The organism is Brevibacillus sp. SAFN-007a, assembly GCF_051967035.1.
In the GTDB taxonomy this organism is placed as follows: domain Bacteria; phylum Bacillota; class Bacilli; order Brevibacillales; family Brevibacillaceae; genus Brevibacillus.
The window spans coordinates 55680-82154 of record NZ_JBQCKK010000014.1; the positions used below are offsets into that span (position 1 = coordinate 55680).

Genomic DNA, 26475 nt, shown 5'->3' on the forward strand with positions numbered 1-26475 from the left:
AAACAGACCCACTGAATGGGCCTGTTTGTCGTTTTTGGCTTTTACAGTTTACGAACGTTCGTCGCCTGTGGGCCGCGTTGACCGTTTTCCACGTCAAACTCGACCTCTTGCCCCTCATCCAGGGACTTGTACCCTTCGCCCTGAATCGCAGAGAAGTGGACGAATACATCATCCGCGCCTTCCCGCTCGATAAATCCGAAACCTTTTTCGCTGTTGAACCATTTTACTCTACCACGTTCCATTTTTGCCTCCTAGCATGTATCCCTTACATGACATTGAAATATGATCTTACCTGGTGAGTATTGCCAGAAACAGAACGTGTTATACATGAAAACAGCAAAACGAGCAAAAAGATTCCCCCGCTTAAATGCGCACAACGGTAGCGTGGCTGACCGAGTCGCGCGGAATGCGGTTTTTCGTATCGAACAAAATCGGGGAATCGGCCATTTGCGCCGCTACCTCATCCCAGTTTACGTCGGCGAATGGCTGTTGCACAGCCGTCAAAATCAGGGCGTCTGCGTCGCGAACCGCTGCCTCCAGGCTGTCTTGTTTGTGCGCGTATGCCGTCGGTACCGCCGGGTCGTACGAGCGCACCTCGACTCCTTTGGCGAGCAGCAGCCGGATGATGTCATGCACGGGGCTGACGCGGTCGTCGTTGGAGAAGTCCTTCATCGCAAGGCCCAATACCGCTACGCGGCTGCCAGCGAGCGTCTTGCCTTTTTCCTGCAGCGCTTTTTCCAGCATGCCGATCAGCACTTCCGGCACAGCGTCGTTGGTCTTTCGCGCCTGCTGCAAGATCGGCAGCGACACGCCCAGTTCGCGCGCTTTTGGCTGCAAGTAATACAGCGCATTCGGCAGGCAGAAGCCGCCGACACCAGGACCAGGGGTCAACAGGTTCACGCGCTTGTGCGTATTGGCAACCTGAATCAGCTCAAAGGTATCGATTCCGAACGCCTCGGCAAAGCGGGCGAATTCCTGGACCATCGCGATATTGACGTCGCGCTGGATGTTTTCGATGACTTTGGCGGTTTCGACGACGCGAATGTCCGAGATCGTAATTTCTGTTTCGCTGATAAAGGACAGCAGCTCTTTTCCTTTCTCGGCGCTTTCCGCGTTGATGCCGCCAAGCACGAGCGGCATGTGGATAAACTCTTCAAAAGCCCGTCCTTCAGCAATCCGCTCGGAGCAGTACGTCAAATAAAAATCGACGCCCGCCACAAGGCCGCTCACCTCTTCGAGAATCGGCTGCAGCACTTCTTCCGTGGTTCCTGGGACGACCGTGCTGCGAATCATAATCGTATCGCCCTTTTTCAGCACGCGGCCGAGCGATTGGGCACAGCTTTTCAACGGTCCGAGATCCGGGTCGCCGTTTTGCACCGGCAAACCGACGGTCACAATATAATGATCGACTTCCGCAGCTGCTTCCTCATAAGAGGTAGTCGCACGGAAACGCTTTGCTTCCAGTTGTTCTTTGAGAATCTCCGGCAAGGTCTTCCCCTGATAGGACTCCAAATGGTGGGAACGCGCCGCATTGATTTCGTCCACGACGTGAGGCAAGGCGTCAATGCCGACGACGTTTGCTCCTTTCATGGCATAGGTAAGAGCAAGCGGCAAGCCAACAAACCCTAATCCCACTACAGCTACGCGCACAGGCTGAGTCATTGCGTATCTCCTCTTTCACGTTCTCTAAGGTAAGGTCCGTGCAACCGTACTGTTGCGCGGCCAACTTGCAAATTGCTTACGACAGATAATAAATGCCCGCAGCGATAAAAACTACGCACAATCCTATGAGGACCTTGTACAACGTCTCCAAGGCTGCTCCTCCCCATGATGTAGATGATCCGGCTTTGGCCCTGTCCAAAAGGGCACGGGACCGCACCGTCCGGGAAAAACGTGCGGAACGCTCTGCCAAAACCTAATTATACTCCCGATTGAAATATCGTTCAACAAGGGGTTGTTTCCTTACCTGGACAGGCTCGCCCCGATAATATACGAAAAACCGATGGACAGGACCATTGCGATGAAGCCGATCGCCCTGTTGTCTTTGGCAATTTCCTCATCCACCTTGAACGAGGGCGTCATGAATTCAAAAATAAAGTAAGCGATCAGAAGCAAGCCAAAGCCGAATGTCCCCCAGATCAAAGCCTGCCCCAACGAAAGATTCGCCTGAATCGAATAGCGGAAAATATTGGCGATGCCAAAAATTTTTCCGCCCGTTGCCATCGCGACGGCCATGTTTCCGCGCTTCAACTCTACCCACACCCGATAGCGCGTCACCAGCTCGAAAATCGCCAAAAACAAAATCATCGCCAGTCCGGTAACGGTAAAGTAAGCGGCAGTTGCAAAATAGGGATTGTGCAAAAGGCCTGCCATGAAATCTCCTCCCGCGCTCTCTCTATTTCAGTTCGACAATGGTCGCGCCAACGCCGCCTTCCCCTTGTCCGCCCAGGCGGAAGGATTTGACGTTGCGGTGGCGTCGCAAATATTCATGCACACCTTTGCGCAAAACGCCCGTGCCGTGTCCGTGAATGATGGAAACCGAGTGCAGTCCGGCCAAAAGCGCATCATCGAGAAACTGGTCAATTTCCCGGATGGCGTCCTCCACGTTGTATCCGCGCAGGTCGAGGTCCATTTTGATGCTGGCCGTTCTGCGCTTGACAGAAGTGTACGGCGCGGCTTGCGGCTTCTGTGCCATCGCGTTTTGCACGTTCATGTCTTCGCGTCTGACCTTCATTTTCATGATCCCGATCTGGACGAGGAATTCGTCGTTGTTGACCTTTTCCAGCACGGTTCCTTTTTGGCCGAAGCTGGTGACCATGACTTCATCGCCCACCTTGATCTGGGTGGCGCGAACAGCCTTGGCCGGCTTTTTCACCTTTTCCTTCTCCAGCTCAAGCACGGCATTGCCGAGTCGTTTTTTCGCCTCGATCAGCCGGTGCTCCTTGATCTCCACACCTTCGTCTCTCATCTCGCGCAGCTCGCGAATGATCGTCTCGGCCTCTTCTTTTGCCAACTGCACGGCGATTCGCGCCTCGGCCTCGGCCCGCTCCAAAAGCTTGTTTTTCTCCTCGGCAAACCGGGCGCGTTCCTCCTCCAGCTGACGGCGCAATTCCTCCGCTTCTTTTCTCGCCGCCGCCGCTGCCTGTCTGTCCGCTTCGGCCGATTTGCGATTGCGCTCCAGTGACGCGATCATGCTCTCCACCTGGTTGTCTTCCTCGCTGATGGAACCGCGCGCTACCTCGATGATCGCCTCAGGCAGTCCCAGTCGTCTGGCAATGGCAAAAGCGTTGGAGCGTCCCGGCACGCCGACGAGCAACCGATACGTCGGTCGCAGCGTTTGCACGTCGAACTCCACGCTGGCGTTGATGACTTCCGGCCTCTCGTAGGCATACGCCTTCAGTTCGCTGTAGTGCGTAGTAGCGACCAGTCTGGCCCCGGAATCAATCACGTGGTCGATGATCGCCATGGCGAGCGCAGCCCCCTCTGTCGGGTCGGTCCCCGCTCCCAGCTCGTCGAACAGCACGAGGCTCTTCTCGTCCATCTTTTCCAGGATCGAGATGATATTCGTCATATGGCTGGAAAACGTGGACAGGCTTTGTTCGATGGACTGCTCATCTCCGATATCGGCGAACACGGAAGAAAACACGGTCATCTCGCTCTCTTCCTCCGCCGGGATGTGCAGACCCGACATGGCCATCAGCGACAAAAGCCCGATTGTTTTCAGCGAAACGGTTTTCCCGCCCGTATTCGGACCTGTCACGACAATCGCCTGGTACTCTCCGCCCAGCTCGACGTCGACGGGAACGACCACTTCGCGCGGGATCAGCGGATGGCGCGCTTTTTTCAGCTGCAAATAGCCGCGGTCGTTCAGCTTGGGACAGACGGCTTTCATGCTCCAGGCAAGCTGGGCCTTGGCAAACATGAAGTCAAGCTCGGCCAGCGCGTCGATATTCTCGACGAGCGCTTCCACGGCAAAAGCGACCTGCTCGGTGAGCACGTACAAAATCCGCTCGATCTCGCGCTCTTCCCTAAGCCGCAATTCGCGCAGCTTGTTGTTCATCGATACGATCACTTCCGGCTCGATGAACAACGTTGCTCCGGAAGCGGACTGATCGTGGACGATCCCGCCGAACACGTGGCGGTATTCCTGCTTCACGGGAATGACAAAGCGATCGCCGCGAATCGTGACGATGCTTTCCATCAGCATTTTTTGGTAAGAGGAGGAGCGCGTGATCTGATCCAGCTTTTCCCGGATGCGCGACTCCACCTGCCTGATTTCCTGGCGAACCTGGCGCAGCTCCATGCTGGCGCTGTCCATCACCTCTCCGTTTTCGTCCAGACAGCGGCGAATTTCCATTTCCAGCTCACGCAAGCCTTCGATGCGCTCGGCCTGCTGCTTGATGAGCGACAGGTCGTGGTCCTCGCACAAGTCCAGCAAAAACGTCTTCAACCGGCGCCCCGCCATGACTGTGCTGGCGATGTCCAAAAGCTCCATCGGCGCGAGCATCGCATTCAGCCTGGCTCGCTGCACGGAAGCGCGGATATCGCGAATGCCGCCCAGCGGAACGCTTCCTTTCAACCGCAGGACAGTGGCAGCCTCCTCGGTCTGTTGCTGGGCGATTTTGACTTCGTCCAGCCGCACGAAGGGGGTCAGTTTCGCTGCTTTTTCTTTTCCATAGGAGCAAGACGCCTTGTCCACTAACAAGGCGATGATTTTATCGTATTCCAGTGTTTTCACTACCCGTTGTTCCACTGTATCCTCCTTGTTTCCTCAGCGGCGACCGTCGTCAGCGCGGAAGCGGACAACGATCTGAACTTCAATCGCTACGATTTCTTCATTATATCATGTCAACCGGCCCAAGGATAATTTTACACGCGCCCGCTTTGGCATAGTTCAGCCCTGAAAAAGCCAGAATGAAACTGAACCCATTAAAAAAAGGAGGAGTCTACATGACGATCATGCGTCATCTCGTCCGCTTTGTCGTCGCCGCCGTCGTTCTGATGTTCGTCGGCTTTCTGGTACCCGGGTTTTCCGTAAGCAGCTTCTGGACTGCTTTTCTTGCCGCCGTTGTCATTGCCCTGTTGGGCTGGGTTGTTGAAGCCATGTTCGGAGATCGTATTTCCCCATACAATCGCGGAATCATCGGCTTCCTCGTCAGCGCTGTCGTGATCTACGTGACACAGTTTATCGTCTCCGGTTTCCATGTCACCGTCATCGGAGCGCTGCTGGCGTCTTTGGTCATCGGGATCATCGACTTGTTCATCCCGATCAAGACGCATATGGACATGCGCAATGGAGATGCCGGAAACCGCCAAGAGAGCTAAGCTTGCTGGAAGCGAAAAGAGCCACCCCGTCCTAGGCGGGCTGGCTCTTTTTCAGCTTGACTACTCCGTTGCCCCTCCTTTTTGGTCCAAGCTTTTGCCGTACAACGCGAAAAGAGAGGCCAGCGCCCCTCTTTTCTCCTTAATCTATCGGCTTGTCATTTGCATCTTCCTGAAGGATCTTCAGCAGTTCTTCGTACTCCTGCCGCAAGCGGAAGTATTCATCCGCAATGTTTACCGCAGAGAGTACGGCAATTTTAGCCGTGTCCAGTCGATGGTTGCCGTTCGCGATTTCGTTCATCTTGTCATCAACGAAACCGGCCACCATGCGTATGTGATTGACACTTGCCTTGCCACTGAGCCGGTATTGTTGGCCGAAGATATCCACCGTCAAACGATTTTTCCCATCACCTTGCACGAGGGGTTCCTCCCTACTGCGACCTTTGCTCTACTGTATCCTTTTTAGGTTACTGAAAATGTCAGAGTTCGTCAAGCCATCTTACATCCGCAGTTCGGCACCCGTCCGGTTTTTCAACGCTTCGACGACAGCGGTTGTCACCTGCTGGATTTCTTCATCCTGCAAGGTGCGCTCCGCGTGACGGAACACGAGCGCGAACGCCATGCTCTTCTTGTCCTGGGCGATCCGCTCGCCTGTGTACACATCGAACAGGGTCAGCGATTCCAGCAGCTCCCCTGCCGCTTCGCGAATGGTCGCTTCCAACGCCCCCGCAGGCACGCTGCGATCCACGACCAGCGCCAGGTCGCGGGTGACGGCCGGGAACTTCGGCAGTTGGCTGTAGTGTCCGACCTCGGCAGCCGCCTCGATCAGCGCGGCCACATCCAATTGGAACACATACGTTTCGGATAGGTCGTACGCTTTTTCCGTAACGGGGTGAACTTGCCCCAGATAGCCCAGCCGTTGGTCGCCTGCCCATACTTCCGCTGTACGGCCCGGATGCATGCCGGCAATGTCCGCTGCCGCTTTGTACTGCGCGGTGCGGATGCCGAGGCGAACCAGGAGCGAATCGACGATCCCTTTCACCTGGTAAAAATCGACAGGCTGTTTGGCTCCCATCCAGTTTTGCGGCAGCAGTTGCCCTGTCAGCGCACCCGCCACGTACAGACGCTCTTCCGGAAGCTGCGTTAGCGATTCTTCGGAAGTCAAGAACACGCGGCCCAGCTCAAAAATGGCGACGTCGTGATTTTGGCGGTTTTTATTGTACGCGACGGTTTCCAGCAGGCTAGGAACGAGGCTGGTGCGCAATGTGCTGCGCTCCTCGCTCATCGGCATCAACAGCGACACCGGATTGACCTTCTCCTGGTGCAAACCGGCTACTGCCTCCACGCGGTCCGGGTGTACCAGCGCATAGGAGATCGCCTCGTTCAAGCCGATGCCGATCAGGTGGTGACGAATCGTGCGGCGCAGCTTTTGCTCGTGCGTCAGTTGACCTTGCGTCGTCGTGCCGGCTGGCAGACTGGTCGGGATGTTATCGTAGCCGTACAGACGCGCGACTTCCTCCACCAGATCCTCCGGCAGCGTAATGTCGCCGCGTCTGGTCGGCACCGTAACGGTCCAGCTGTCGCCTGCTTGTGTGAACGGGAATTGCAAGCGCGTAAAAATCGGAGAAACGTCTGCGGCGGACAGGCTCGTTCCCAGGTGCTGATTGATTTTGTCCAAGGTCACCGATACGACTGCTGGCTTCGCTTCGCTTACGACTGCGGAGCGGACGCCCTTGGACACAGTGGCCCCGGACAACTGCTGGATCAAAGCCGCAGCGCGCTCTCCTGCTTCCTGCACGCGCGCCTGATCGACGCCTTTTTCCCAGCGGACGCAGCCTTCCGTGCGCATGCCCAGTGTGCGTGCTGTACGGCGTACTGTTTTTGGCGTAAACCAGGCGGCTTCGAGGATGATCTCGCTCGTTTCATTCGTAATCTCGGAGTTGGCGCCGCCCATCACTCCTGCAATCGCCAAGCCTTTTGCCGGGTCGGCGATCAAAAGCGTCTGCTCATCCAGCTCGCGCTCCTGGTCATCCAACGTAACGAGCTTTTCCCCAGCGTTCGCCAGGCGGACGACAATCGTGCGGTCCTGAACTTTCGCCGCGTCAAATGCGTGCAGCGGCTGCCCGTACTCCAGCAAAACGTAGTTGGTGACGTCGACCACGTTGTTGATCGGACGAATGCCTGCTGCCATCAGGCGGTTTTTCAACCATTGCGGGGAAGACGCGATTTTGGCATTCGTGAAGTGACGGCCGTGGTACTGGTAGCATTCGTTTTCGGCAGCGATCGTGACTTGCAGCGGGTTCTCGCCGCCGTCTTCCGTCAGTTCGATTTGCGGCAGCACCACTTCCTTGCCCAAGATAGCGGCCACCTCGTAGGCAACGCCGAGCATGCTCAGGCAGTCCGAGCGGTTTGGCGTCAGCCCCAGCTCCAGCACGTAGTCGTCCAGGCCGAGGTAGGAGATTGCATCCATCCCGATTTCCGCATCGTCCGGCAGTACCATGATCCCTTCCTGCTGGTCTTTTGCCAGCAGCTTGTCGTTTAGGCCCAGTTCTTTTGCCGAGCAGATCATGCCTTGGGATTCCACGCCGCGCAGCTTGGAGCGCTTGATGTTCAAGCCCCCGGGCAGCTTTGCGCCGATCGTCGCTACGAGCACCTTTTGCCCTTTGTCCACGTTGGGCGCACCGCAGACGATTTGCAGGTCTTCGCCTTGCCCGACATCGACCACGCAGACGCTCAGACGATCCGCGTCCGGGTGCTTGCTGCGTTCCTTGACATATCCGATCACGACACCGGAAACACCAGCGTTGCGCGATTCTACCGCGTCTACCTCAATCCCGCTGCGAGTCAGCTTCTCAGCCAGCTCCTGGGGCGTCGTTCCACTCAGATCGACGTATTCGGATAACCATTGATACGATACCTTCATCTTTGCCTCTCCTCTCTAGCCTCGGTTGAACTGACGCAGGAAACGAACGTCGTTGGTATAAAAATGGCGGATATCCTCCACTCCGTATTTGAGCATCGCGATGCGCTCTACCCCCATGCCAAAGGCAAAGCCGCTGACTTCTTCCGGATTGTAGCCGGCCATTTCCAGCACGCGCGGATGCACCATGCCGGAGCCCAAAATCTCGATCCAGCCCGTTTGCTTGCACACGCGGCAACCGTGACCGCCGCAGTTGAAGCATTGCAGATCGACCTCCGCGCTAGGCTCGGTAAACGGGAAGAAGCTCGGACGCAGGCGGATTTGCTGGTTCGCCCCGAACATTTGGCGGGCAAATGTCAGCAGAATCCCCTTCAGATCGCTCATGCCGATGCCTTTGTCGATCACCAGACCCTCGATCTGCGTGAACTGGTGGGAGTGGGTCGCGTCGTCATCGTCGCGGCGATACACTTTTCCGGGACAGATGATCTTCACCGGTGTCTTGCCTTCTTTTTTCAGCATCGTGCGCGCCTGGACCGGAGACGTATGGGTGCGCATCAAAATTTCGTCGGTCACGTAAAACGTATCCTGCATGTCGCGCGCCGGATGGTCTTTGGGCAGGTTGAGCATTTCGAAGTTGAAGTGGTCCATCTCCACCTCTGGTCCTTCTGCCACCTCGAAGCCCAAGCCGATGAAAATGTCTTCGATCTCCTCGATGATGCGGGAGAGCGGATGCATCGTTCCGGCAGGCACCGGACGCCCTGGCAAGGTGACGTCTACCGTCTGGGACGACAGCTTCGCATGCAGCGCCGCTTCCTCCATCGCCTGCTGTTTGGCGGAAAAAGCGGACTCCAGCGCTTCCCGCACTTCGTTGACCAGTTGGCCGACGACCGGGCGCTCTTCGGGGGACAGACTGCCCATTCCGCGCAGCAGTTCGGTCAGTTCGCCCTTTTTCCCCAAATATTTGACGCGCAAATCCTGAAGTTGTGCAGCTTCCGTCACCTGGCTGATTTGCCCCAGGGCGGACTCCTTCATTTCTTGCAACCGAGTTTGCACTTCGTATCGCTCCTTTGTTTCTGTGGATTCGAAAACGCGGGCTGCGCCAAGCATGGGCATAGCCTTCGTTGTCTTTTGACCGGATAAGAATTTTTTTTATTCTTATCTGGATAAAAAGAAAAACCCGCCCCCAAAAGGGACGAGTTACTTTTTTTCTCGCGGTACCACCCTTGTTAGACAGACAGCTCGCCTCGTGACAAAACGGTACCCCTATCACGAAGAACGCGCAAGACTTCTGTCTCACTTCCGTTCATTGGTAACGGGAATGACCCGGCTGCTCCTACTGCGCCAAAAGCGGTTCAGAGTGCGGCTTTGGAGGGAATTCGGCAGCTATCGTGCTAAAGATGCTTGCAGTCTGTGGCACCTTCTCCCTGAAAAACAGATAGGACCTGCGTACTAGTCTCCGTCATCGCTTTGGGTTATAATCGAGATGTAAACGATTATAGCGCACCAAGAGAAAGTTTTCAATTCTCCAAATGGTACATATCGCGCGTTCGTCCTAGTTCGATTTTCGCAAATCCGAAAGGGGACTTTTGACATGATCGAAAAGGTTACCGCCCTTTATGATAAGACATGCATCTGTCGCCATTGCCAAACGGCCTTCTCTACCAAACGGATCAGAAGCGGCGCTCTTACCATGATTCACCGCGACAGTGACTTCTATACGACGTTCAAGGAGCAGTCGCTGAATCCGATCTTGTATACCGTCAACGTATGCCCGGCATGCGGCTTTGCCTTCACCGATCCGTTCACAAGCAAGCTCGCTCCGTGGCAAAAACAGGCGGTCGCGGAGCATATCTCCTCGAAGTGGAAGCCAAAAGACTTCGGCTCGATTCGCAAAGTGCCGGAAGCGATTGTCAGCTACAAGCTGGCGATTTACGCCGCCGAGTTGACGGATCAGCCGCACTCGGTCAAAGCCGGCCTGTACTTGCGGCTCGCCTGGCTGTATCGCTACCAGGACAATCTCCCGGAAGAGCTGCGCTTCATCGCGATGGCGGTCGACGAGTATGAGAAGTCGTACATCCACTCTGATTATGCGCGCGGCGACAAGGAAATGTCTGAGGTCAGACTGCTGTACCTGATCGGCGAGCTGTATCGCCGTCTGGAAAAATTCGATCGGGCCATCCGCTATTTCGGCAAGGCGCTCGCCTTTCGCCATCAGACGATCGAGAGCGGCATCATCCGCATGGCGCAGGACCAGTGGCAGTTGGCGCGCGAGGAATCCAAAGCGAAAAAAAGCGAGCAAAAGATCGGCTGACAAAAAGAGCAGGCATTTCAACCACGTTGAGATGCCTGTTTTCTGTCGCGAGCTGGTGCAGCAGCGGCATTTATCGTAACGTTTTTAACGCGCCGCTCCACGCAATCACTTCATCCAGCATCGCGTTTATTTTCTCCACATGCAATTCTGCCGGTTTGAATGTTTGAAAATTTTCGAAATCGGCAAAGAGCGAAAACGTTGGATGCGCACGGACGTCGGCCACGAGCAGCTCACCCAAAATTCCCCGCAAATGCTCGGCGGCGCGCGCTCCGCCCGTGGAGCCATAGCTGACGATGCCGGCAGCCTTATGGTTCCATTCGTTGCGTGCGGAATCCAGGGCATTTTTCAAAGCGCCCGTAATGCTGTGATTGTATTCCGCGACGATAAATACGAATCCGTCCAGGCTGGACAGCTTGTTGGCCCAAGCGGCCAAGCCAGGCTCCTGGCCCGTGCCTTCTCCGAAAAAAGGCAGTCGAAACTCGGCGATGTCGACGATTTCGTACGTGGCGTCTCCCCGCGCGTCGGCAATTTCCTTGACCCAATTCCCTACCTGCGGACTTACCCTTCCTTGACGCGTGCTGCCCAAAATAATCCCAATGCGCAACGATGTCATCCCAACATCCTCCCATCCATTCTGATTCGTTCGCTCCACCAAAACCAGCCTATGCGCGCAGGCAAGGCCCCAAGAACCAAATCAAGCAAGTAGCGACATTCGTGTTGTATGCCTGTATGCTTTATTTTACAATCACTTACATCCCGCTTGCCAGCGCCATTTTCAGCTTGTTTGGCACGAGAAGCGGTACCTCTCCCACGCCGCACACAAGTTTCGCGACTTTCTCATCACCTATTTTGCCGAATCGGCGGAAGCGGGCCAGCACGCTCCAAAAAACAGGGACACGGGATGTTGGCCCCGTATCCCTCGTTGGGTGTTACCGCCTTCTGCTGCGCTGCGCCTCATACACAAAAATTCCCGCCGCCACTGCGGCATTCAACGACTCCGCTTTGCCGTACAGCGGAATGTGTACGAACTGGTCGGCGCACGCCAGCATCTCTTTGGACACGCCTCGCCCCTCGTTGCCGATGACGAGCGCGATCTTGCCGGAGTAGTCCGCCTGATCGTAGGAGACGCTGTCTTGCGCCAGAGAAGAGACGAGGACACGACCGCCGCGCCGCTTCCACTCGCCTGCCGTAGCAACGAGCTCGCGCGAAAAGACAGGCAGGCGGAACATCGCGCCCATGGTGGCCCGCACGACTTTTCCGTTGTAGATGTCGACGCTGCCTTTGCCCAGCACGACCCCATCTGCGCCGGCGGCCTCTGCCGTGCGCAAAATCGTGCCCAGATTGCCCGGGTCCTGAATCTCGTCGAGAAACAGGAGCAGGGCCTTGTCTTTTTCAGCCAGCCTGCTTATCCATTCATCCCAGTCGCTTGCCGTCTTTTTCACTTCCGCCACAATTCCTTGCGGCGACTTTGTTTCCGAGAGCTTGGCCAAAACAGCAGCAGATGCCGCTATCACCTGTGTCGCCTGGGGGTCGTTAGCCAATGCCCGTTGGCAGGCAGGATCGAGGCTTCGCTCCTGATCGTACAGGATGGTCGTCACTTCTGCCCCGCTTTTCAGCGCTTCCTCCACCAGGTGCGCGCCTTCGACCAGGTAACGCCCCTGCTCCTCCCGGCCTTTTTTCTCAAGCAGCTGGTACAGTCTTTTCACCAGCGGATTTTGAACCGAAGTAATGATTTCATGTGCCATGGTTATGCCCGCTCCTCAAATGCTTTCAAATCTTTGTTGTTTCCGATGACCACCAGAACGTCTCCGTGCTGGATCACTTCATCCGGGCTCGGGGCGATATTGAATTTGTCCCCGCTTTTGATCGCGATGACGTTGACCTCGTACTTTCTGCGGATGTCCAGCTGCCTCAGGTTTTGCCCCACCAGCTTGGACGACGCAACCACCTCGGCCACGCTGTAGTCCTCCGCCAGCTCGATAAAGTCGAGAACATTGGCCGAAATGAGGTTGTGCGCCACGCGGACGCCCATATCCCGCTCCGGGAAAACGACCCGGTCCGCCCCGACTTTGTACAGGACTTGTCCGTGCCGCTCATTTTGCGCCTTTGCGACGATTTTTTTCACGCCCAGCTCCTTGAGCGTCAAGACAGTGAGGATGCTCGCCTGAATGTCTACCCCGATCGCCACGACGACCACGTCGAAGTTGCGGATGCCGATTTCCTTCAACGCGCGCTCATCTGTGGAATCAGCCGCTACGGCGTGGGTGACGTACTGAATATTTTCGTTGATGCGCTCTTCGTTTTCGTCGATGCCCATCACTTCGTAATCCATCTCGTACAACGTCCGCGCCACGCTGGAGCCAAAGCGTCCCATTCCGATAATGGCAAACTGTTTTGACATGGTGATCTTCTCCTTCGTTCCTATCTCGACTATCATGCATTATAGCACTAGACCACGCCGCTTTGCACAGACGAAACCAAAAGATCCGTACAGGGAAATTCCCCGCGACAAAGGGAGTATGAGCAATCCGGCCGAGACAAATACTAACGGATGAATTCATTCTCACAAGAGAGGTGCTGGCTACGGTATGAACATTGCCTCGCTCAATTTGCGTCAAGCGATCATGTACAAAATGCAAGGCTCGGATTCGGCAGCGGTAGAAGAGACGATCACCGATGCGATCGCAAGCGGCCAGGAAAAAACCTTGCCTGGTCTGGGGGTCCTGTTTGAAGTGTTGTGGCAAAACAGCGATGCGTCCGCCCGCCAGGAGATGGTCCAGACAATCGCTTCCCATCTGCCCGCCCAAGCGGAAAAGCCGATGTAACGGCAAAACCAATCGAACGAAAGCAAAAGGGAGAGACGAGGCTACGTCCCTCCTTTTTTGTGTTCGGCCACCTGATGCGAAGAGTGCGAGCGAATCCAGTGAATCACAGCCAGCAAAATTGGAAAAAGCACGGTTGGCAAATAGCTGAAATACGTCAGCTTCTGGGTATAAGCAAAAAATTCGACGATGTTTTGCGGCCACAGCGAGACGTAAAACAGCGGGACGATGAACACGAGCGCAATGATGCGCTGAAACCGGATTCCCTTCTTCAGCCACAGCCGCGTGGCGTAAATCATGGAGTAGTACATATTGCCGAACGTCGTAAAAACCGACGCCATCCAGATGGTGAGAAAAGCGGACTCCATCCGTTCCAGAAACCAGCCGGTGCGTTGCGCCGTCTTGACCATATCCAGCGTCGGCCAGATCAGATGCTGCAACTCTTCGTAGCCAAATACCACAATGCCCGCTGCGGCAGTAAGCACATACGACACAAGCGTGAACGCAAAGCCGCTCCAGGTCGCCAGCGAAATGCGCGCTCCCGGCATGGCCAGCCCGAAGTAGATCATCATCAGTTCGAACCCCGAATATACCGTAAACGTTCCGATCGCGGTACTGACAACTCCCTGCCATGAATCGATGTGCAACGGTAGCAGATTGTACCAGCTCGCGCTACTGATCGTCACGTACGGAATGATGAGGATCGGAACAAACATGATGGGAAACAAAAGCTCATTGACCCTGACCAGCACCTCGACTTCGTGCATGCACAAAAACAGGACGATCGAGAACAGCGTCAGCAAAATGACCTCAAGAGGCGTTTCCAGCAACACAGACGTGACAATTACCTCGCCGAACCCGCGCGCGACCATCCCCGTATTCAAAAATTGAAACAAGAGGTACAAAAGAACCCATGGCGCATGGATCATTTTGCCTAATCGCTGATGACGCCGGCCGCCAAAGACGAGCGGACCGTATTCCACAAAGGTGAGCCCCGGATACTGTCTGCCGAGGTAGCTGATCGCCATAAGCGGGAAGACCGTAATCACTCCGGACAGGAGAGGACCCAGCCAGCCCACCTCCTGTAGTTCCGTGCTGGCTGTACGCGGCAAGGAAAGAATGCCCACGCCGATCATCGAGCTAATGAGGATCGCGATAAGTTGCCATGTACTGATGTTGCCCCTTTGGTTTTCCATCTTCATCGGCTCCTATTGCATTTCCATCCCTAGACGGCGAATTTTGATCGTGTAGTCCACACCGATCGGAAACTGTTTAAAATCCTTCACCCAGTCGTGCGTCTCCCAGTAATCCCGGTAATGGTGCGCCCGGAGTGCGAGTCCGAGCTTCAAGATGTCGCTGTTGTATTCTTTTTGCAGCTGGTATATCAGCTTTTTCGCCCGGTCATCCATCTCTTTTTTAATCAGCCGCTGCATGTTCTGAATGAATGCTTCCGGGGACATTTTCGTGTTGACGGTCAATTCGACGATATCGCCCTGCAACTCACAGAAAAACGTCGCGGCATGCACCCCTTTGCTTTTGCTGCTTTTCAGCTCCAGTCTCGTCTTGACAAAATGGGGGCGGAATGTCACGTAGCCGTTCTCCGTATTCGGCAGCGGAATGACGACATCGCCTCCGCGCTCTTCGTTTCTCAGCTGCAAAAACGACCACGACTGCACTTCGTTAAGCGTGCCTACCATTTTGTGACCGCGAAAGACAGCCACCCCTCGCCAGCGCACCTCTGTCGCACTCGCCTGGACGTAGTTGAGAAACGCTTGCATCGTTTTGTTGGAGGTCTGGTTGAAGTAATCGCCCAGCGTCTGATCGGGAATCGTTCCCATTTTGGCTCCGTTTTCGATCAGGTCCATCAGAAACACGACGGGAATTTGCGCCAGCTGGGGCTTGATTTTGAGCAAGGTGGCCGCTTCCCCCTTCACGACGATCGGCCACATTAAGCGACGGATTTGCGGCTCCCGGCGAAAGCTGTCCATAATATCGCCGATGCCTTTTCTCGCTACTTCTTCACTGACGGCAAGCACACGGGTATGGCCCAAAAACAGCTTCTGGTTCAGTCGGCTTTGCAGATTGTTGTTGGCATCGAGAATCGTCCGCCCCGTTACGCTCATGATTTTGACCGCATCGGCATTCCCGCCGCCGCCCTGTCCGCTGCTTCCGGCGATTTTGATCGGGATGGGAATTTGCACCGTCAATCGGTACAATTCTTTTTCTTCGCCCTCCACCATATCTACCGCAATGGCCAGTACGGAAGTGCGCTCCTCCAGTTCTCTTCTGTCCCAGCAGCCCGTCAAAAGAGCGACGCACACGCCCAGCACTGCCAAGCCAAGCCATCCTTTAGCCATCTGCATTCCTCTCCTTTTGTGTTCGCCCCAAGCCCCGGAGAAACAGGATCGTCAGATAGAGGAAGGGAACCCCCAGATTGAGGATGAGGCTGTACATGCCCAAATAGGAGCTGATCCGAAACATTTCGACGGTGTTTTGCGGCCACAGCGCGACAAAGTACAGCGGGATGAACAGGATGGCCGAGAGGATTCGCTGAAAGGCCATCCCGCGGTTGAACAACTGGCGCAACCCGTATATGACAGCGTAATACGCATTGGCCACCGTCGTAAAAACAGCGGTTACCCAAACCGCCAGGAAAGCCGATTCCAGCCTTTCCAGGATCAGTCCGGGCACTTGTGTCGTCTTGACCAGCTCCAAAGTCGGCCAGGCCACCCGTTGCAGTTCCTCGTAGCCGAATACGACAATGCCCGCCACGACAATCAGCGTGTAGATGACCATCGTGATGGCGATTCCGTAAAAACCCGCCTTCACCTTGCCCTTGTTTTCACGCGCGTAGGCGAAAAAAATCAGCATGATCTCGTAGCCGGAAAACGAGTAGATCGCTTCGTAAGCCCCCCTGAACAGGGAAGAGCCGCTCGCGCGAAAGAACGGCAGCAAATTGTTCCAATCCGCCTTTTGAAAGGAGGCGAGAGCAATGAACAGTACCGGAAGCAACACCATCGGCAGCAACAGCTCGTTGATGCGGGCCACGACTTCCAGCTCGTGCAGAGAGAGGATGAATGCCAGCAAAAACATGGTGATAATGATGACTTCCAGCGGCGTATCGAGCAACACGGAAGTCACCACCACTTCTCCAAAGATGCGGGAAACGACCGCGGTAGAAACGTACATGAAGCCGAGGTAGGCCATGATCCAGGGAAGGCTGAGCCACCTGCCCATGCGCGAATGTGGTTTGGCTCCCCAGACGATGGCGCTGTACTCGATAAAGGTCATTCCCGGGAACCGTTGGCTGAGCTTCGCAATCATCCACACGGACACAAAGGCAACGACGGAGCCGAACACAGGTGACATCCATCCCGCTTCATACAAGATGGCCGAGGTGGAGCGCGGCAATGTCAAGATGCCGACCCCGATCAGCGTACTGGTAATCAAGGACGTCTGCTGCCATAAGGAAAACGTCTGGGTTCGGCTGCTCACGTCCTGCCTGCTCACGGTCTTTCATCCTCTCTCATGCGGATTTTATCTTGGACATGAAACATCGTCGGACGTTTTGTCATAAGAAAATGGGGGGCCCGGATTAACAAATCCTTCATGCCGTTCAGGTTCAGCGGGCTAAGCGGCGACATGTAGGGCACCCCGAACGACTTGAGCGATGACAAATGAATCAGGACGACAATCAGGCACAGCATGATCCCGTACAAACCGAACATCCCGGCAAGGATCATCACCGGAAAACGAAGCATCCGGATGGCGATAGCCGCACTATAGCTGGGCGAAGCAAAGGAACCGATGGTCGTCACCGCCACGATGATGACCATGACAGGGCTGACCAGACCGGCAGAAACAGCGGCCTCCCCCACGACCAGCGCTCCGACGATCCCGATGGTAGGCCCGATCGGCCCCGGCAACCGGACGCTCGCTTCCCGCAATATCTCGATCGCCAGCTCCATGAACAGCGCCTCCACCAGCGATGGAAACGGCACTGTCGATCGGCCGGCCGCCATGGCGATCACGAGCCGGGACGGAATCATCTCCGGGTGAAAGGCGCTGAAGGCGATATAGAGAGAAGGCAACAGCAGGGCAATGGTCATGCTGATGACGCGGATAAACCTTAGCAAGGTCGCGATGTAAAACCGTTCGTAATAATCCTCCGGGCTTTGGTAAAACTGGGAAAACACCGCCGGGGCAATCAAGGCAAAAGGCGTCCCGTCCACCAGAATCCCCACCTTGCCCTCCAACAGGTTCGCCACGACTTTGTCCGGCCGCTCCGTATTTTGAATCTGCGGAAAGGGCGACCATCTGCGATCCTGAATCCGCTGCTCGATGTAGCCGCTCTCCAGAATTGAATCGACGTTGATTTTCTCCAGTCGCTCCAGCACTTCTTGCACCATCGGCGGGTAGGCCACGCCCTCGATGTACATGATGTACACATCCGTCTGCGTTCGCTGGCCGATCACCATATGGCGAACCCGGAGATTCGGGTCCTTCAGCCGAAACCGGACCAAAGCGGAATTGACGCAGAGCGTCTCGCAAAAGCCGTCCCGCGGGCCGCGCACGACGGATTCTGTCTGCGGCTCGTCAACGCCGCGGCGGTCCCAGCCCCGCGTGTTGTTCAAGTACGCTTTGTTTTCGCCGTTGCGGAAGAGTACCGCGCTTCCGGACAGGATGTTGCGAATGACCTGTCTCAGCCCGTCCGTCGATTCCAGCTCATTGGAAGCCGGGAGATGATCCGGGATTGTCGGATTGGCCATGTACGCAATGATGTACTCGCTGATGACGTTGCGATCGACCATCCCGTCGAGAAAAACAATCGCGCATTCCGTATCCTGCTTGTCCCGGAAGCGACGCACGACCAGGTCGTCGCATTTTCCCAGCTCTTTCTCGATCATGACAATATTTTCGTCCATTTCCAACGACAGCTCTCTATCCGATACACGTTCCATGCTTCTGACGGTATGATGCTGTAACGCCTTCTCCTGAAGGGTTTCCTTCCGCTTTTGCCACGCTTTCCAAAATTGGCTCAACGCTTTCCCCTCCTAGACCGTGGGCATGCGATTTCGAGTACGGATAGTGTGCCCAAGAAAGGAAATGAAAACCCAAGTTAGGCGAAGAAACGAAAAAGGCCCGACCATTGTCGGACCCCACACCCTCTTTTTGCACAAGCGCCTAGGCCACTACCCCGCGCTTGCTTTCGAATTTTTCGTACCGTTTTTCGTGCATGATCGCTTTCAGCGTCTGCACGCTTTCCCATACCTCCGTGTACGTATTGTAAAAAGCAACCGGAGCCAGGCGGATGATGTTCGGCGCGCGGAAGTCGGGAATGATTCCGGCTTCCTTCAACGCCTTGCAAATCCGCACGGCTTCTTCATGCTCCAGACTGACGTGACCGCCGCGACGCTCGTCCTCCTGCGGATTGGCAATGACAAAGCCCATGCCTGCCAGCTCCGCTTCGATCAGGTCCATCATGTAGCGAGTCAGCTTCAGCGATTTTTCCCGCAGCTTCTCGATCGTCACTTCCTGGAACATGTCCAGCGAGCCGATCAATGGCGCAAGGCTCAACAGGTGCGGTGTGCCCAATTGATAGGCGCCCGCCGTCTCGCATACATCGAGCGTGTGCCCCATGTCGAACTGTTTGTCTTTTTTGGAGCTGAACCAGCCGGTGAGGCCGGGCACTCTGCCAAAATGCTTGCGATTGACATACAGGCTGCCGACGCAGCCAGGTCCGCCGTTGACGTATTTGTAGTTGCACCAGTAGGCGAAGTCCACGCCCCATTGGCTGAAGGCATGCGGGATCGCCCCTACCGAGTGGCAGCCGTCAAAGCCGATGAGGATGCCTTTTTCGTGCGCCGCCTTGGTCAGCCGCTCGATATCGAGCAACTGTCCGCTGCGGTAGAGCACGGTCGGTAGGATGACGAGCGCCACGTCCTCGGTCATGGCGGCGATGATGTCCTCTTCCTCGATCAGGCGGCCATCCCGGGAAGCGATGCGAACCAGCTCTTCCTCTGCGTTCAGACCGTGCAGCTTGATTTGGCTTTGCAAGGCGTAAATGTCTGTGGGAAAGTCCAGTTCCGTCGCGATGATTTTCGTTCTGCTTCCTTTCGGCTGATAAAAGGTGGCGGCCAGCTGGTGCAAATTGACCGTTGTCGAGCCGGTTACGATTACTTCCTCCGGCTCCGCCCCGACCAGAGCCGCGCTTTTTTCGCCCAATTTCTCCGACAGAAAAAACCACGGATGCTGGCCTGTTGTCCAACCGTCAATGCCCAGCTCTTTCCACGACTGCAACATGTCCTGCACGCTCTTCTCCGCTCGTCTGGACATCAGCCCCAAGGAATTGCCGTCGAGGTACAGCGAAGGCAGCAAGTAAAATTCGTCCCGGTATTTCGCCAGCTCGTCCTGGGCATCCAGCTGCTGCGCGTAGGTTTTCGTGAGTGGAACGGATGATTGCGACATCGTAACCTCCTTGAAATGTCCGTTACAGAGAACGGGAATAATGGTGATCCCCTCTCTCTATGATAGGCTGGATTCTTGAAATACGCGATAGAAAATTCAGAGTTTTCCGTTCGCAATCCGTCAAAAAAAGAACCTCGCGCCGTTGCTCGCGAGATTCTAGGAGATTTTATCTGTATAATCGCCCTATCCAGATGACGAGCGCGATTTGCAAGAGCGCCAACAGGGGGAGCCCAAAGCGAAAGGTGGCATGCCGGGTCTTGTGGCTATGAATCAGCATTCCCGCCCATGCGCCTGGTGCCCCGCCGAGAAAAGCGACCAAGAACAGGCTGGCTTCGGGAATCCGCCAGCCGTTTCTTTTCGCCAGACGCTTGTCCGCCCGCATCAGAAGCCAGGCATAGCCGTTCAGCACGAGGGCACCCGCAGCCACGACGAACGGCTCATAGCTGAAATAACCTGCAAGGACGAGGAGCCCTCCTGCCGCAAGCACCCCATGACGATGGCGTCGGTGGGTTGCCACTTGCTCATTTTTCATCCCTTACTCTCCTTTTGCCCGAAACGCCCGATTGCTGACGATGAGCTTGCGCACGATCAGCCAGGCGGAGAGCGCGACCACGATGACCAGCAAAGCGTAGAACCCGTACTGGCGAATCATCCCGATAATCGACTCTACGTTGTTTCCGAACACATAGCCCAGGAAGTAAAAAGCGATGGTCCAGATCAGCCCGATCGGATACGACAGCAGCGCATAGCGGCGGTAGTTCATGCCCCCCAGCGCCACCAGATACGGAACCACGTGGCGAACGACCGGAAAGAGATAGCTGATGCACAAAGCGGTCGTCCCGTATTTCTCCAGGAGGCTCGTCGACCGCTCTACGGCGTGCCGCATCTTTTCGCTCTTCGACAGCCATTGCAAGATCGGCTTTCCGAAGGATTTTCCCAGTAAAAAGCCTATGGTCAATCCAGACGCAACTCCCATGTACCCGGCCAAAAACGAGTAAAACGGGTCCAAAAGTCCGATCGAGGCGAGGAAGCCTCCTGTCGCCACGACCAACTCATCAGGAATGGGCAAGCCGACGATTCCCAGCCAGAGCAGGAAAAAAATCGCGACGTACCCGTATTGCTCTATGATCGACATCAGCAGGTTGATTTCCATGAGGTAAATTCCCCTATCTTCGCCACTGGCGACAGAATCTTGCGCAGGCTGGCAGCGGCTCTCGTGCAATCTGTGACCTTCTGTTGATAATACGTACAACCCCGTAAAAAGGTACTTGTCTATTTTGCAATAGATGAGCCAGCTTTATCAAGCGAAGAAATGACGAACAGAAAACAACGCGCTACAGCTAGCATGCCCTCAGCCGGCGGCGTGAACAGCCTGATTCACGACAGTAAAATCGTTGCTGTCTTCCTTTTTATACGGATAGTACACGACCAGCGAAAAATCGCCCTCGATGACTTCGCCTGTTCGGAGCCACGTCTCGATGTCAAACGTTACCTTGGTCGTCACGGTGTGTTTGAAGTAGTCTTTTTCCAGCGCGGCATGCGCGGCAAAATCTTCACGCAGTCGGTCGCGCTGCTCGTAAACGGCGGCGTACGTTTGGTGCATCGCCTCCTTGTCCAGAACATCCGTCCACCACAGCTTGCGCGGACGATGCTTCTGGTTGCGCAAGTAATCGAACTTCATCAGGCTTTGCACATGCCCAAGCCCCTCCACGTTCTCGTGCTGCAAAAAGGCGAGCAAGCGCAGGAACAAATCCTCCAGCTGATGGCCGATGCGGCTCCAGCCCTGCTGTTCCCAAAAGTCGCCGAACGTCTGGAAAAAATCAAACGGCGTCTCGAACTGATTCGCCAACAGCCACTCCAGCGTAAGATCCATCCGGTGCGCGTTCCAGTATTTTTCCAGGACGTCTTCCACCCGCTTGATTTTTTGCATGTCCGCAAACGAGAGGACGTTGTTGCCCAAAATCTCGTACGGTGCTTCATCCATAAACACATAGCCGTGGTTGGCGGCGCGCGCGCGTACCCCGGTTCCGCGCAGCATTTTCAAAAAGCCAAGCTGCAACTCCTCCGGGCGCAGGGCGAACACATCGTTGAACGTCTTGCGGAACGACTGGTAGTCTTCCTCCGGCAATCCGGCGATCAGGTCCAAATGCTGCGCAATCTTGCCCGATTGCTTGATCTGCGTCACGGTTCTGGCCAGACGGTCGAAGCGTTGAATCCGCTGTACGAGGCGGTTTGTCTCGTCGTTGGTGGATTGGACGCCGATTTCGAAGCGAAAAATGCCCGGCGGTGCGTTTTCGGTCAAAAAGTCGAGCACGTCCGCCCGCAAAATATCGGCCGTAATCTCAAATTGAAACACCGTTCCATTGTGGTTGTCGATGAGGAACTGGAAAATCTCCATCGCATACTTTTTATTGATGTTAAACGTGCGATCCACGAATTTAATCGTCTTCACCCCGTGGCGAATCAGCCGCAGCAAGTCTTCCTTGACCCGCTCCAGGCTGAAGTAGCGCACGCCGTCTTCAATGGAAGACAGGCAGTACTGGCACTTGAACGGACACCCCCGGGATGCCTCGAAATAGACGACACGATTGTTCAGTTCGTCGAGATGATCCGCATACGGCGACGGAATGGTATCCATCTCTTCAATCTGCGCTCTCGGCATGGAAAAGCGCACATGTGCGTCGTCGCGATAGGCGATTCCCGCGACATCCCGCAGGCGAGGAGGCTTCCCCTCCGCTTTCGCCTCCTGATACACGTGCAATAGCTCCAGAAAAGTCTGCTCCCCTTCGCCGATAGCGATCACGTCAATCTCCGGATGCTTTTTCATCCACTCGTCCGCGTCGTAGGTCACTTCCGGCCCGCCGAGAATGACAGCGACGTCAGGGCATACTTTTTTCAGATTGCGGATCACATCGAGCGTCTCGCGAATGTTCCAGATATAACAGGAAAAAGCGACGATATCGGGCTGTCGCTTGTAGATGTCTGCGACGATGTTCAGCATCACATCGTTAATCGTGTACTCCACCAACTCGATCCCCGGAAAAGCTTCCCGGGCGTAGCTGCGCAAATAGCGCAAGGCCAGCGAGGAGTGAATGAATTTGGCGTTTAAGGTCGATAGTACAATCTTCATGGATGGGTCTACTCTCCTTGCACAAAATCCGGCGACGCATACAACCATCAGCCGGGCGATTCACTCGTAACAGTACCATACGAGGCCGGAGCACGGCAAATTTCGCTCGGCCCGGCTCCGCCCCGCTTTAGCGATTCAGTTCGCGCACGACGTGCCCCAGTTCAGGCACAATCAGCCGATTCATCGCGAGCTTGACCGCTCCTGTCGAGCCAGGCGTGGAAAAGATCATTTTTCCCCCTCTGGTGCCCGCCACAGCGCGGCTGAGCATGGCCGCCGAACCGATGTCCTCGGTATAGCTCAGCATCCGAAACAGCTCGCCGAAGCCGGGCATTTCCTTTTCCAGCAAACCGGAGACGGCTTCAAACGTGTTGTCTCGCGGCGAGATGCCTGTCCCGCCGTTAAGCAGGATGACTTGCACCTCCGGATGCGCGATTCCCGCTTCAATCGCCGCGATCACCTCGGCCGGCTCGTCCTTGACGATCTGGTAGAGGGCCACGCGATGCCCTGCCTCGATGACGAGTTGCTTCATTAATTGTCCGCTCTTATCCGTCTCTTCGGTTCGCGTGTCGGAAACGGTAATGACCATGCACGTCACCTGCTTCGGTGACAGCGCCTTGTGCTCCTGGGTGCTCATTTCGCGATTTCCCTCTCTTCCTGCTGGCTTCTTTCTCTCATTCTACCATTTTCCCTCGGCAAGGTACTTGCCAACCATCCTTTTGCAACGATTTCTTCCCTTCTTCTACCCCAGACGACGCTGTTTTCGATATAATGCTGGTGACAGTTACTTTTGACAGACAAGGAGGCGTACCCGGATGGCAGAACGCCCGTTTTTTTCGTTTCATTTTCACAAACAATCCCACACGCCGATTTATGTGCAGCTAGCCGATCAACTGAAAACGGCTATTCTGCGCGGGGCCTTTCTTGTAGACGGACAACAATTGATCTCGCTTCGGGACATGAAAACGGTCAGCGGCTGCTCGCTGGAAACCGTGAAAAAAGCGTACGACCATCTCGCCCTGGAAGGCTGGCTGGAGGCCGTTCACGGCAAAGGCTACTACCTGACGACGCTCGCCAAGGAAGCGCGTCTGGAAAGCCGCTTGCCCCTGACCGACATCCCGATCGCCTCGCTGGCTGACTCCTCGCCCCGCCCTGGCGAAGAACTGGTCAATCGGCTGCGCGGCGCGTTTTACGAGAGCTTGACCGTTCTGGACGAACCTTCTGCCCAGAAGAAGATCAGACGGACTCAAGCCGCCAAAGTTTTTGCCGATCACCTGCATCGACGGGGCTTGCCGCATGCGCCGGAACGCGTGCTGTTGTTCAACCGCAGCACCAGCGGCTTTGCTTTTCTCGCGCAGCGCGTCATGAATCCGCGCGATGTCGTCTACGTAGAGGAATACAGCTATCCTGTCTTTTTGCGCCTGCTCAGCCAGTGCGGGATTACCGTCCGCCCCATCCGCCTGGATGAACAAGGAATCAGCATCGAAGCGCTGGATGCGGAACAGGAACACTATCCGGCCAACTGGCTGTTAATCAATCCGCATTACCATTTCCCGACAGGCATCAGCTACTCGCCCAAGCGCAAGGAGGAGCTACTCGCCTGGGCCGAGCGCCACAGCGTGCGTATCGTGGAAAACGACCACTACGGCGACCTCTGGTTCGAGGAGCCGAGCCAGCCGCTCTACGAGATGGCTGTGCAGCAAAAAAGCCTCGTCGAGGTGTACTACCTGCACTCGCTGTCGAAAACATTGGCGCGCGATCTCCAGCTAGGGGTTCTGATGCTCCCTTCCCATTTTGCCGAAGAGGAGTTGGAACGCTACCGCCAGATTGTCTCCATGACGGGAGCGGAGCCGTCCCTGCTGGTCGTCGAGGCAGCGGTGCGCCTCCTCGACGATCCCTGGTTTTCCGAGGTGTATTTGGCAGATCGCCGCGCCTTGTTTCAATCCCGGTTTTTGCGGCTGTGGAAGGAAAAGCACCAGGCGCTCCCTGCCCACGCGCGCATGTATCCGATCACGGGCGGGCTTAATACGTGGATCGAATGGGGCACGCCGACGGCCCATGCGACCGAGCAGGAAGAACGAGTCGTCGCCATCCTGCGCGAGGAAGGACTGGAGTTGACCTGCGGCCATGCGTTCCGCGTAGCCGACGAGCCTGCCGACACGAAGCGCCGTCCGGCTGTGCGCTTTCCGCTCGCCCCTCTGGAGGAACGAGAGCTGAAGCATTGGCTGTATCGTTTGGGAGCCGCTCTGCTGCGGTAATCGTTTCGGGGCCAGACGGTACGCCCGGATGCCCAAGCGAAAGCAGAAGGCGTATGTTTGCTCGCCAACTGGCACAATCACCTCCGCTGAACAGACGAAAACCCTGCCGCTGTCCATCTGGACGCTGCGGCAGGGTTCTTTCTGTTTGTTTACTGCGGTTGCCATTGTTTGGACAGCTCGTCGCGCACGAGTTGGCCCATGGCTACCGTGCCAATCGCCTGGCTCGGGTCTGCCGCGATATCGCCTGTGCGATGTCCGGCTTCGAGGACGGACCAGACGGCGTTTTCTACTGCCGCGGCAGCCTCATCCATGCCGAGCGAGAGGCGGAGCATCATCGCCACAGAAAGGATCGTGGCCAGCGGATTGGCAATGCCTTTTCCGGCGATGTCAGGAGCGGAGCCGTGCACCGGTTCGTACAGCCCGAAGCTGCCCGCTGCCAGGCTTGCCGAGGCCAGCATGCCGATCGAGCCTGTCAGCATTGCGGCCTGGTCGCTCAAAATGTCCCCGAACATGTTCTCCGTCACGATGACGTCAAACTGCTTGGGAGCGCGCACGAGCTGCATCGCGCAAGAATCGACCAACTGGTGGGACAGCTCGACATCCGGGTAGTCGGCCGCTACCCGCTCAGCTACCTTGCGCCAGAGGCGGGAGCTTTCCAGCACGTTGGCCTTATCGACAGACACGAGACGCTTTTTTCGTTTGCGCGCAATCTCAAAGCCTACCCGGATAATCCGCTCGACTTCCGCTTCATGATAGATGCACTGGTCTTCGGCCACTTCACCGTGTGGGCCGTCGTAGCGTTTTTTCTCCCCGAAATAAATCCCTCCGGTCAACTCGCGCACGACGATCAAATCGACCCCGGACACCACTTCCGGCTTGAGCGACGAAGCATCGACGAGCGAGCTGTGCATGGTCGCCGGACGAATGTTGGCAAACAGCCCAAGCTCCTTGCGAATGCCCAGAAGCCCTGTTTCCGGGCGAAGGTGCCCCGGATTTTGATCCCACTTCGGTCCGCCGACGGCACCAAGCAGCACGGCGTCGGCTTGCTTCGCCAATTGGACGGTTTTTTCCGGCAGCGGAGTGCCATCCGTGTCGATGGCGATTCCGCCGATCCGGCCTTCCTCACACGTAAAGGTGACGCCTTCCCGCTCTCCGACAAGCTGAAGGACTTTGACTGCTTCCTGCATGATCTCCGGTCCGATGCCGTCACCAGGCAGGACGGCAATGCGATAGTTTTTCTTCCTCAT

The 26475-nt window shown here is 56.0% G+C and carries 24 protein-coding genes and 1 pseudogene; 5 read left to right on the top strand and 20 right to left on the bottom strand.

Annotated features, from left to right (window positions below):
- Window positions 1–41: 41 nt before the first annotated feature.
- The 4 genes from ACTHO6_RS15105 to ACTHO6_RS15120 form a co-directional block, all read right to left on the bottom strand.
- Window positions 42–242, bottom strand: coding sequence for a cold-shock protein (locus ACTHO6_RS15105; protein WP_440242620.1), 201 nt, complete (start codon window positions 240–242; stop codon window positions 42–44).
- A 121-nt stretch (window positions 243–363) separates the two neighbouring features.
- Window positions 364–1662 carry a nucleotide sugar dehydrogenase gene (locus ACTHO6_RS15110; RefSeq protein ID WP_440242621.1) on the bottom strand — a complete coding sequence of 433 codons (1299 nt, stop codon included), beginning with the start codon at window positions 1660–1662 and terminating at the stop codon, window positions 364–366.
- Window positions 1663–1962: 300 nt separating this feature from the next.
- Complete coding sequence (locus ACTHO6_RS15115; protein ID WP_440242622.1) at window positions 1963–2373, bottom strand: DUF350 domain-containing protein; 411 nt, start codon at window positions 2371–2373, stop codon at window positions 1963–1965.
- Window positions 2374–2395: 22 nt separating this feature from the next.
- Complete coding sequence (locus ACTHO6_RS15120; RefSeq protein WP_440242623.1) at window positions 2396–4753, bottom strand: endonuclease MutS2; 2358 nt, start codon at window positions 4751–4753, stop codon at window positions 2396–2398.
- A 197-nt stretch (window positions 4754–4950) separates the two neighbouring features.
- Here ACTHO6_RS15120 and ACTHO6_RS15125 point away from each other — a divergent pair, with 197 nt between their 5' ends.
- Window positions 4951–5325, top strand: a complete 375-nt coding sequence (locus tag ACTHO6_RS15125) for a phage holin family protein (RefSeq protein ID WP_440242624.1) — start codon at window positions 4951–4953, stop codon at window positions 5323–5325.
- Window positions 5326–5464: 139 nt separating this feature from the next.
- Here ACTHO6_RS15125 and zapA read toward each other — a convergent pair whose 3' ends face one another.
- The 3 genes from zapA to pheS form a co-directional block, all read right to left on the bottom strand.
- Window positions 5465–5740 carry a cell division protein ZapA gene (gene zapA, locus ACTHO6_RS15130; RefSeq protein WP_005829271.1) on the bottom strand — a complete coding sequence of 92 codons (276 nt, stop codon included), beginning with the start codon at window positions 5738–5740 and terminating at the stop codon, window positions 5465–5467.
- An 81-nt stretch (window positions 5741–5821) separates the two neighbouring features.
- Window positions 5822–8245, bottom strand: a complete 2424-nt coding sequence (gene pheT / locus ACTHO6_RS15135) for a phenylalanine--tRNA ligase subunit beta (protein ID WP_440242625.1) — start codon at window positions 8243–8245, stop codon at window positions 5822–5824.
- A gap of 15 nt (window positions 8246–8260) precedes the next feature.
- Entirely contained in the window at window positions 8261–9295 is a 1035-nt protein-coding gene (gene pheS / locus ACTHO6_RS15140) for a phenylalanine--tRNA ligase subunit alpha (RefSeq protein WP_440242626.1), read from the bottom strand.
- A gap of 538 nt (window positions 9296–9833) precedes the next feature.
- Between pheS and ACTHO6_RS15145 the strand changes: the two genes are divergently transcribed.
- A complete protein-coding gene (locus ACTHO6_RS15145; protein WP_440242627.1) occupies window positions 9834–10553 on the top strand; it encodes a DUF2225 domain-containing protein in 720 nt (239 codons plus the stop codon).
- Between the two features lie 70 nt (window positions 10554–10623).
- Here ACTHO6_RS15145 and ACTHO6_RS15150 read toward each other — a convergent pair whose 3' ends face one another.
- A complete protein-coding gene (locus ACTHO6_RS15150) occupies window positions 10624–11166 on the bottom strand; it encodes an NADPH-dependent FMN reductase (protein ID WP_440242628.1) in 543 nt (180 codons plus the stop codon).
- A gap of 142 nt (window positions 11167–11308) precedes the next feature.
- On the opposite strand from ACTHO6_RS15150, the pseudogene ACTHO6_RS15155 reads away from it, so the two are divergent.
- A pseudogene (locus tag ACTHO6_RS15155) lies at window positions 11309–11425 on the top strand (LysR family transcriptional regulator); the annotation flags it as partial.
- Window positions 11426–11482: 57 nt separating this feature from the next.
- Here the strand turns inward: ACTHO6_RS15155 and rlmB are convergent.
- Entirely contained in the window at window positions 11483–12298 is an 816-nt protein-coding gene (gene rlmB, locus ACTHO6_RS15160) for a 23S rRNA (guanosine(2251)-2'-O)-methyltransferase RlmB (protein WP_440242629.1), read from the bottom strand.
- A 2-nt stretch (window positions 12299–12300) separates the two neighbouring features.
- A complete protein-coding gene (locus ACTHO6_RS15165) occupies window positions 12301–12954 on the bottom strand; it encodes a potassium channel family protein (protein WP_440242630.1) in 654 nt (217 codons plus the stop codon).
- 187 nt (window positions 12955–13141) lie between these two features.
- On the opposite strand from ACTHO6_RS15165, the gene sspI reads away from it, so the two are divergent.
- Complete coding sequence (gene sspI, locus ACTHO6_RS15170) at window positions 13142–13378, top strand: small acid-soluble spore protein SspI (protein WP_440242631.1); 237 nt, start codon at window positions 13142–13144, stop codon at window positions 13376–13378.
- A gap of 41 nt (window positions 13379–13419) precedes the next feature.
- Here sspI and ACTHO6_RS15175 read toward each other — a convergent pair whose 3' ends face one another.
- The 9 genes from ACTHO6_RS15175 to ACTHO6_RS15215 form a co-directional block, all read right to left on the bottom strand.
- The gene (locus ACTHO6_RS15175) at window positions 13420–14571 is read right to left on the bottom strand and encodes a GerAB/ArcD/ProY family transporter (RefSeq protein ID WP_440242632.1); all 1152 of its coding nucleotides are present in this window, start codon (window positions 14569–14571) and stop codon (window positions 13420–13422) included.
- 12 nt (window positions 14572–14583) lie between these two features.
- Window positions 14584–15732: a Ger(x)C family spore germination protein gene (locus ACTHO6_RS15180; RefSeq protein WP_440242633.1), complete on the bottom strand. Its 1149-nt coding sequence runs from the start codon at window positions 15730–15732 to the stop codon at window positions 14584–14586.
- Window positions 15725–16885, bottom strand: a complete 1161-nt coding sequence (locus tag ACTHO6_RS15185) for a GerAB/ArcD/ProY family transporter (RefSeq protein WP_440242634.1) — start codon at window positions 16883–16885, stop codon at window positions 15725–15727. The genes ACTHO6_RS15180 and ACTHO6_RS15185 overlap by 8 nt, the downstream gene beginning before the upstream one ends.
- Window positions 16882–18417, bottom strand: coding sequence for a spore germination protein (locus ACTHO6_RS15190; protein WP_440242635.1), 1536 nt, complete (start codon window positions 18415–18417; stop codon window positions 16882–16884). Before ACTHO6_RS15190 ends, ACTHO6_RS15185 begins: the two co-directional genes overlap by 4 nt.
- A gap of 142 nt (window positions 18418–18559) precedes the next feature.
- Window positions 18560–19843: a kynureninase gene (gene kynU, locus ACTHO6_RS15195; protein WP_440242636.1), complete on the bottom strand. Its 1284-nt coding sequence runs from the start codon at window positions 19841–19843 to the stop codon at window positions 18560–18562.
- 166 nt (window positions 19844–20009) lie between these two features.
- Entirely contained in the window at window positions 20010–20375 is a 366-nt protein-coding gene (locus tag ACTHO6_RS15200; protein ID WP_440242637.1) for a DUF1294 domain-containing protein, read from the bottom strand.
- A gap of 3 nt (window positions 20376–20378) precedes the next feature.
- Window positions 20379–20996, bottom strand: coding sequence for a DedA family protein (locus ACTHO6_RS15205; RefSeq protein ID WP_440242638.1), 618 nt, complete (start codon window positions 20994–20996; stop codon window positions 20379–20381).
- A 198-nt stretch (window positions 20997–21194) separates the two neighbouring features.
- Window positions 21195–22973 carry a B12-binding domain-containing radical SAM protein gene (locus ACTHO6_RS15210; RefSeq protein ID WP_440242639.1) on the bottom strand — a complete coding sequence of 593 codons (1779 nt, stop codon included), beginning with the start codon at window positions 22971–22973 and terminating at the stop codon, window positions 21195–21197.
- A gap of 127 nt (window positions 22974–23100) precedes the next feature.
- Window positions 23101–23607 carry a MogA/MoaB family molybdenum cofactor biosynthesis protein gene (locus ACTHO6_RS15215; protein WP_440242640.1) on the bottom strand — a complete coding sequence of 169 codons (507 nt, stop codon included), beginning with the start codon at window positions 23605–23607 and terminating at the stop codon, window positions 23101–23103.
- 178 nt (window positions 23608–23785) lie between these two features.
- Here ACTHO6_RS15215 and ACTHO6_RS15220 point away from each other — a divergent pair, with 178 nt between their 5' ends.
- The gene (locus tag ACTHO6_RS15220) at window positions 23786–25228 is read left to right on the top strand and encodes a PLP-dependent aminotransferase family protein (RefSeq protein WP_440242641.1); all 1443 of its coding nucleotides are present in this window, start codon (window positions 23786–23788) and stop codon (window positions 25226–25228) included.
- Between the two features lie 149 nt (window positions 25229–25377).
- Here the strand turns inward: ACTHO6_RS15220 and leuB are convergent, their stop codons facing one another.
- Window positions 25378–26475: a 3-isopropylmalate dehydrogenase gene (gene leuB, locus ACTHO6_RS15225; protein ID WP_440242642.1), complete on the bottom strand. Its 1098-nt coding sequence runs from the start codon at window positions 26473–26475 to the stop codon at window positions 25378–25380.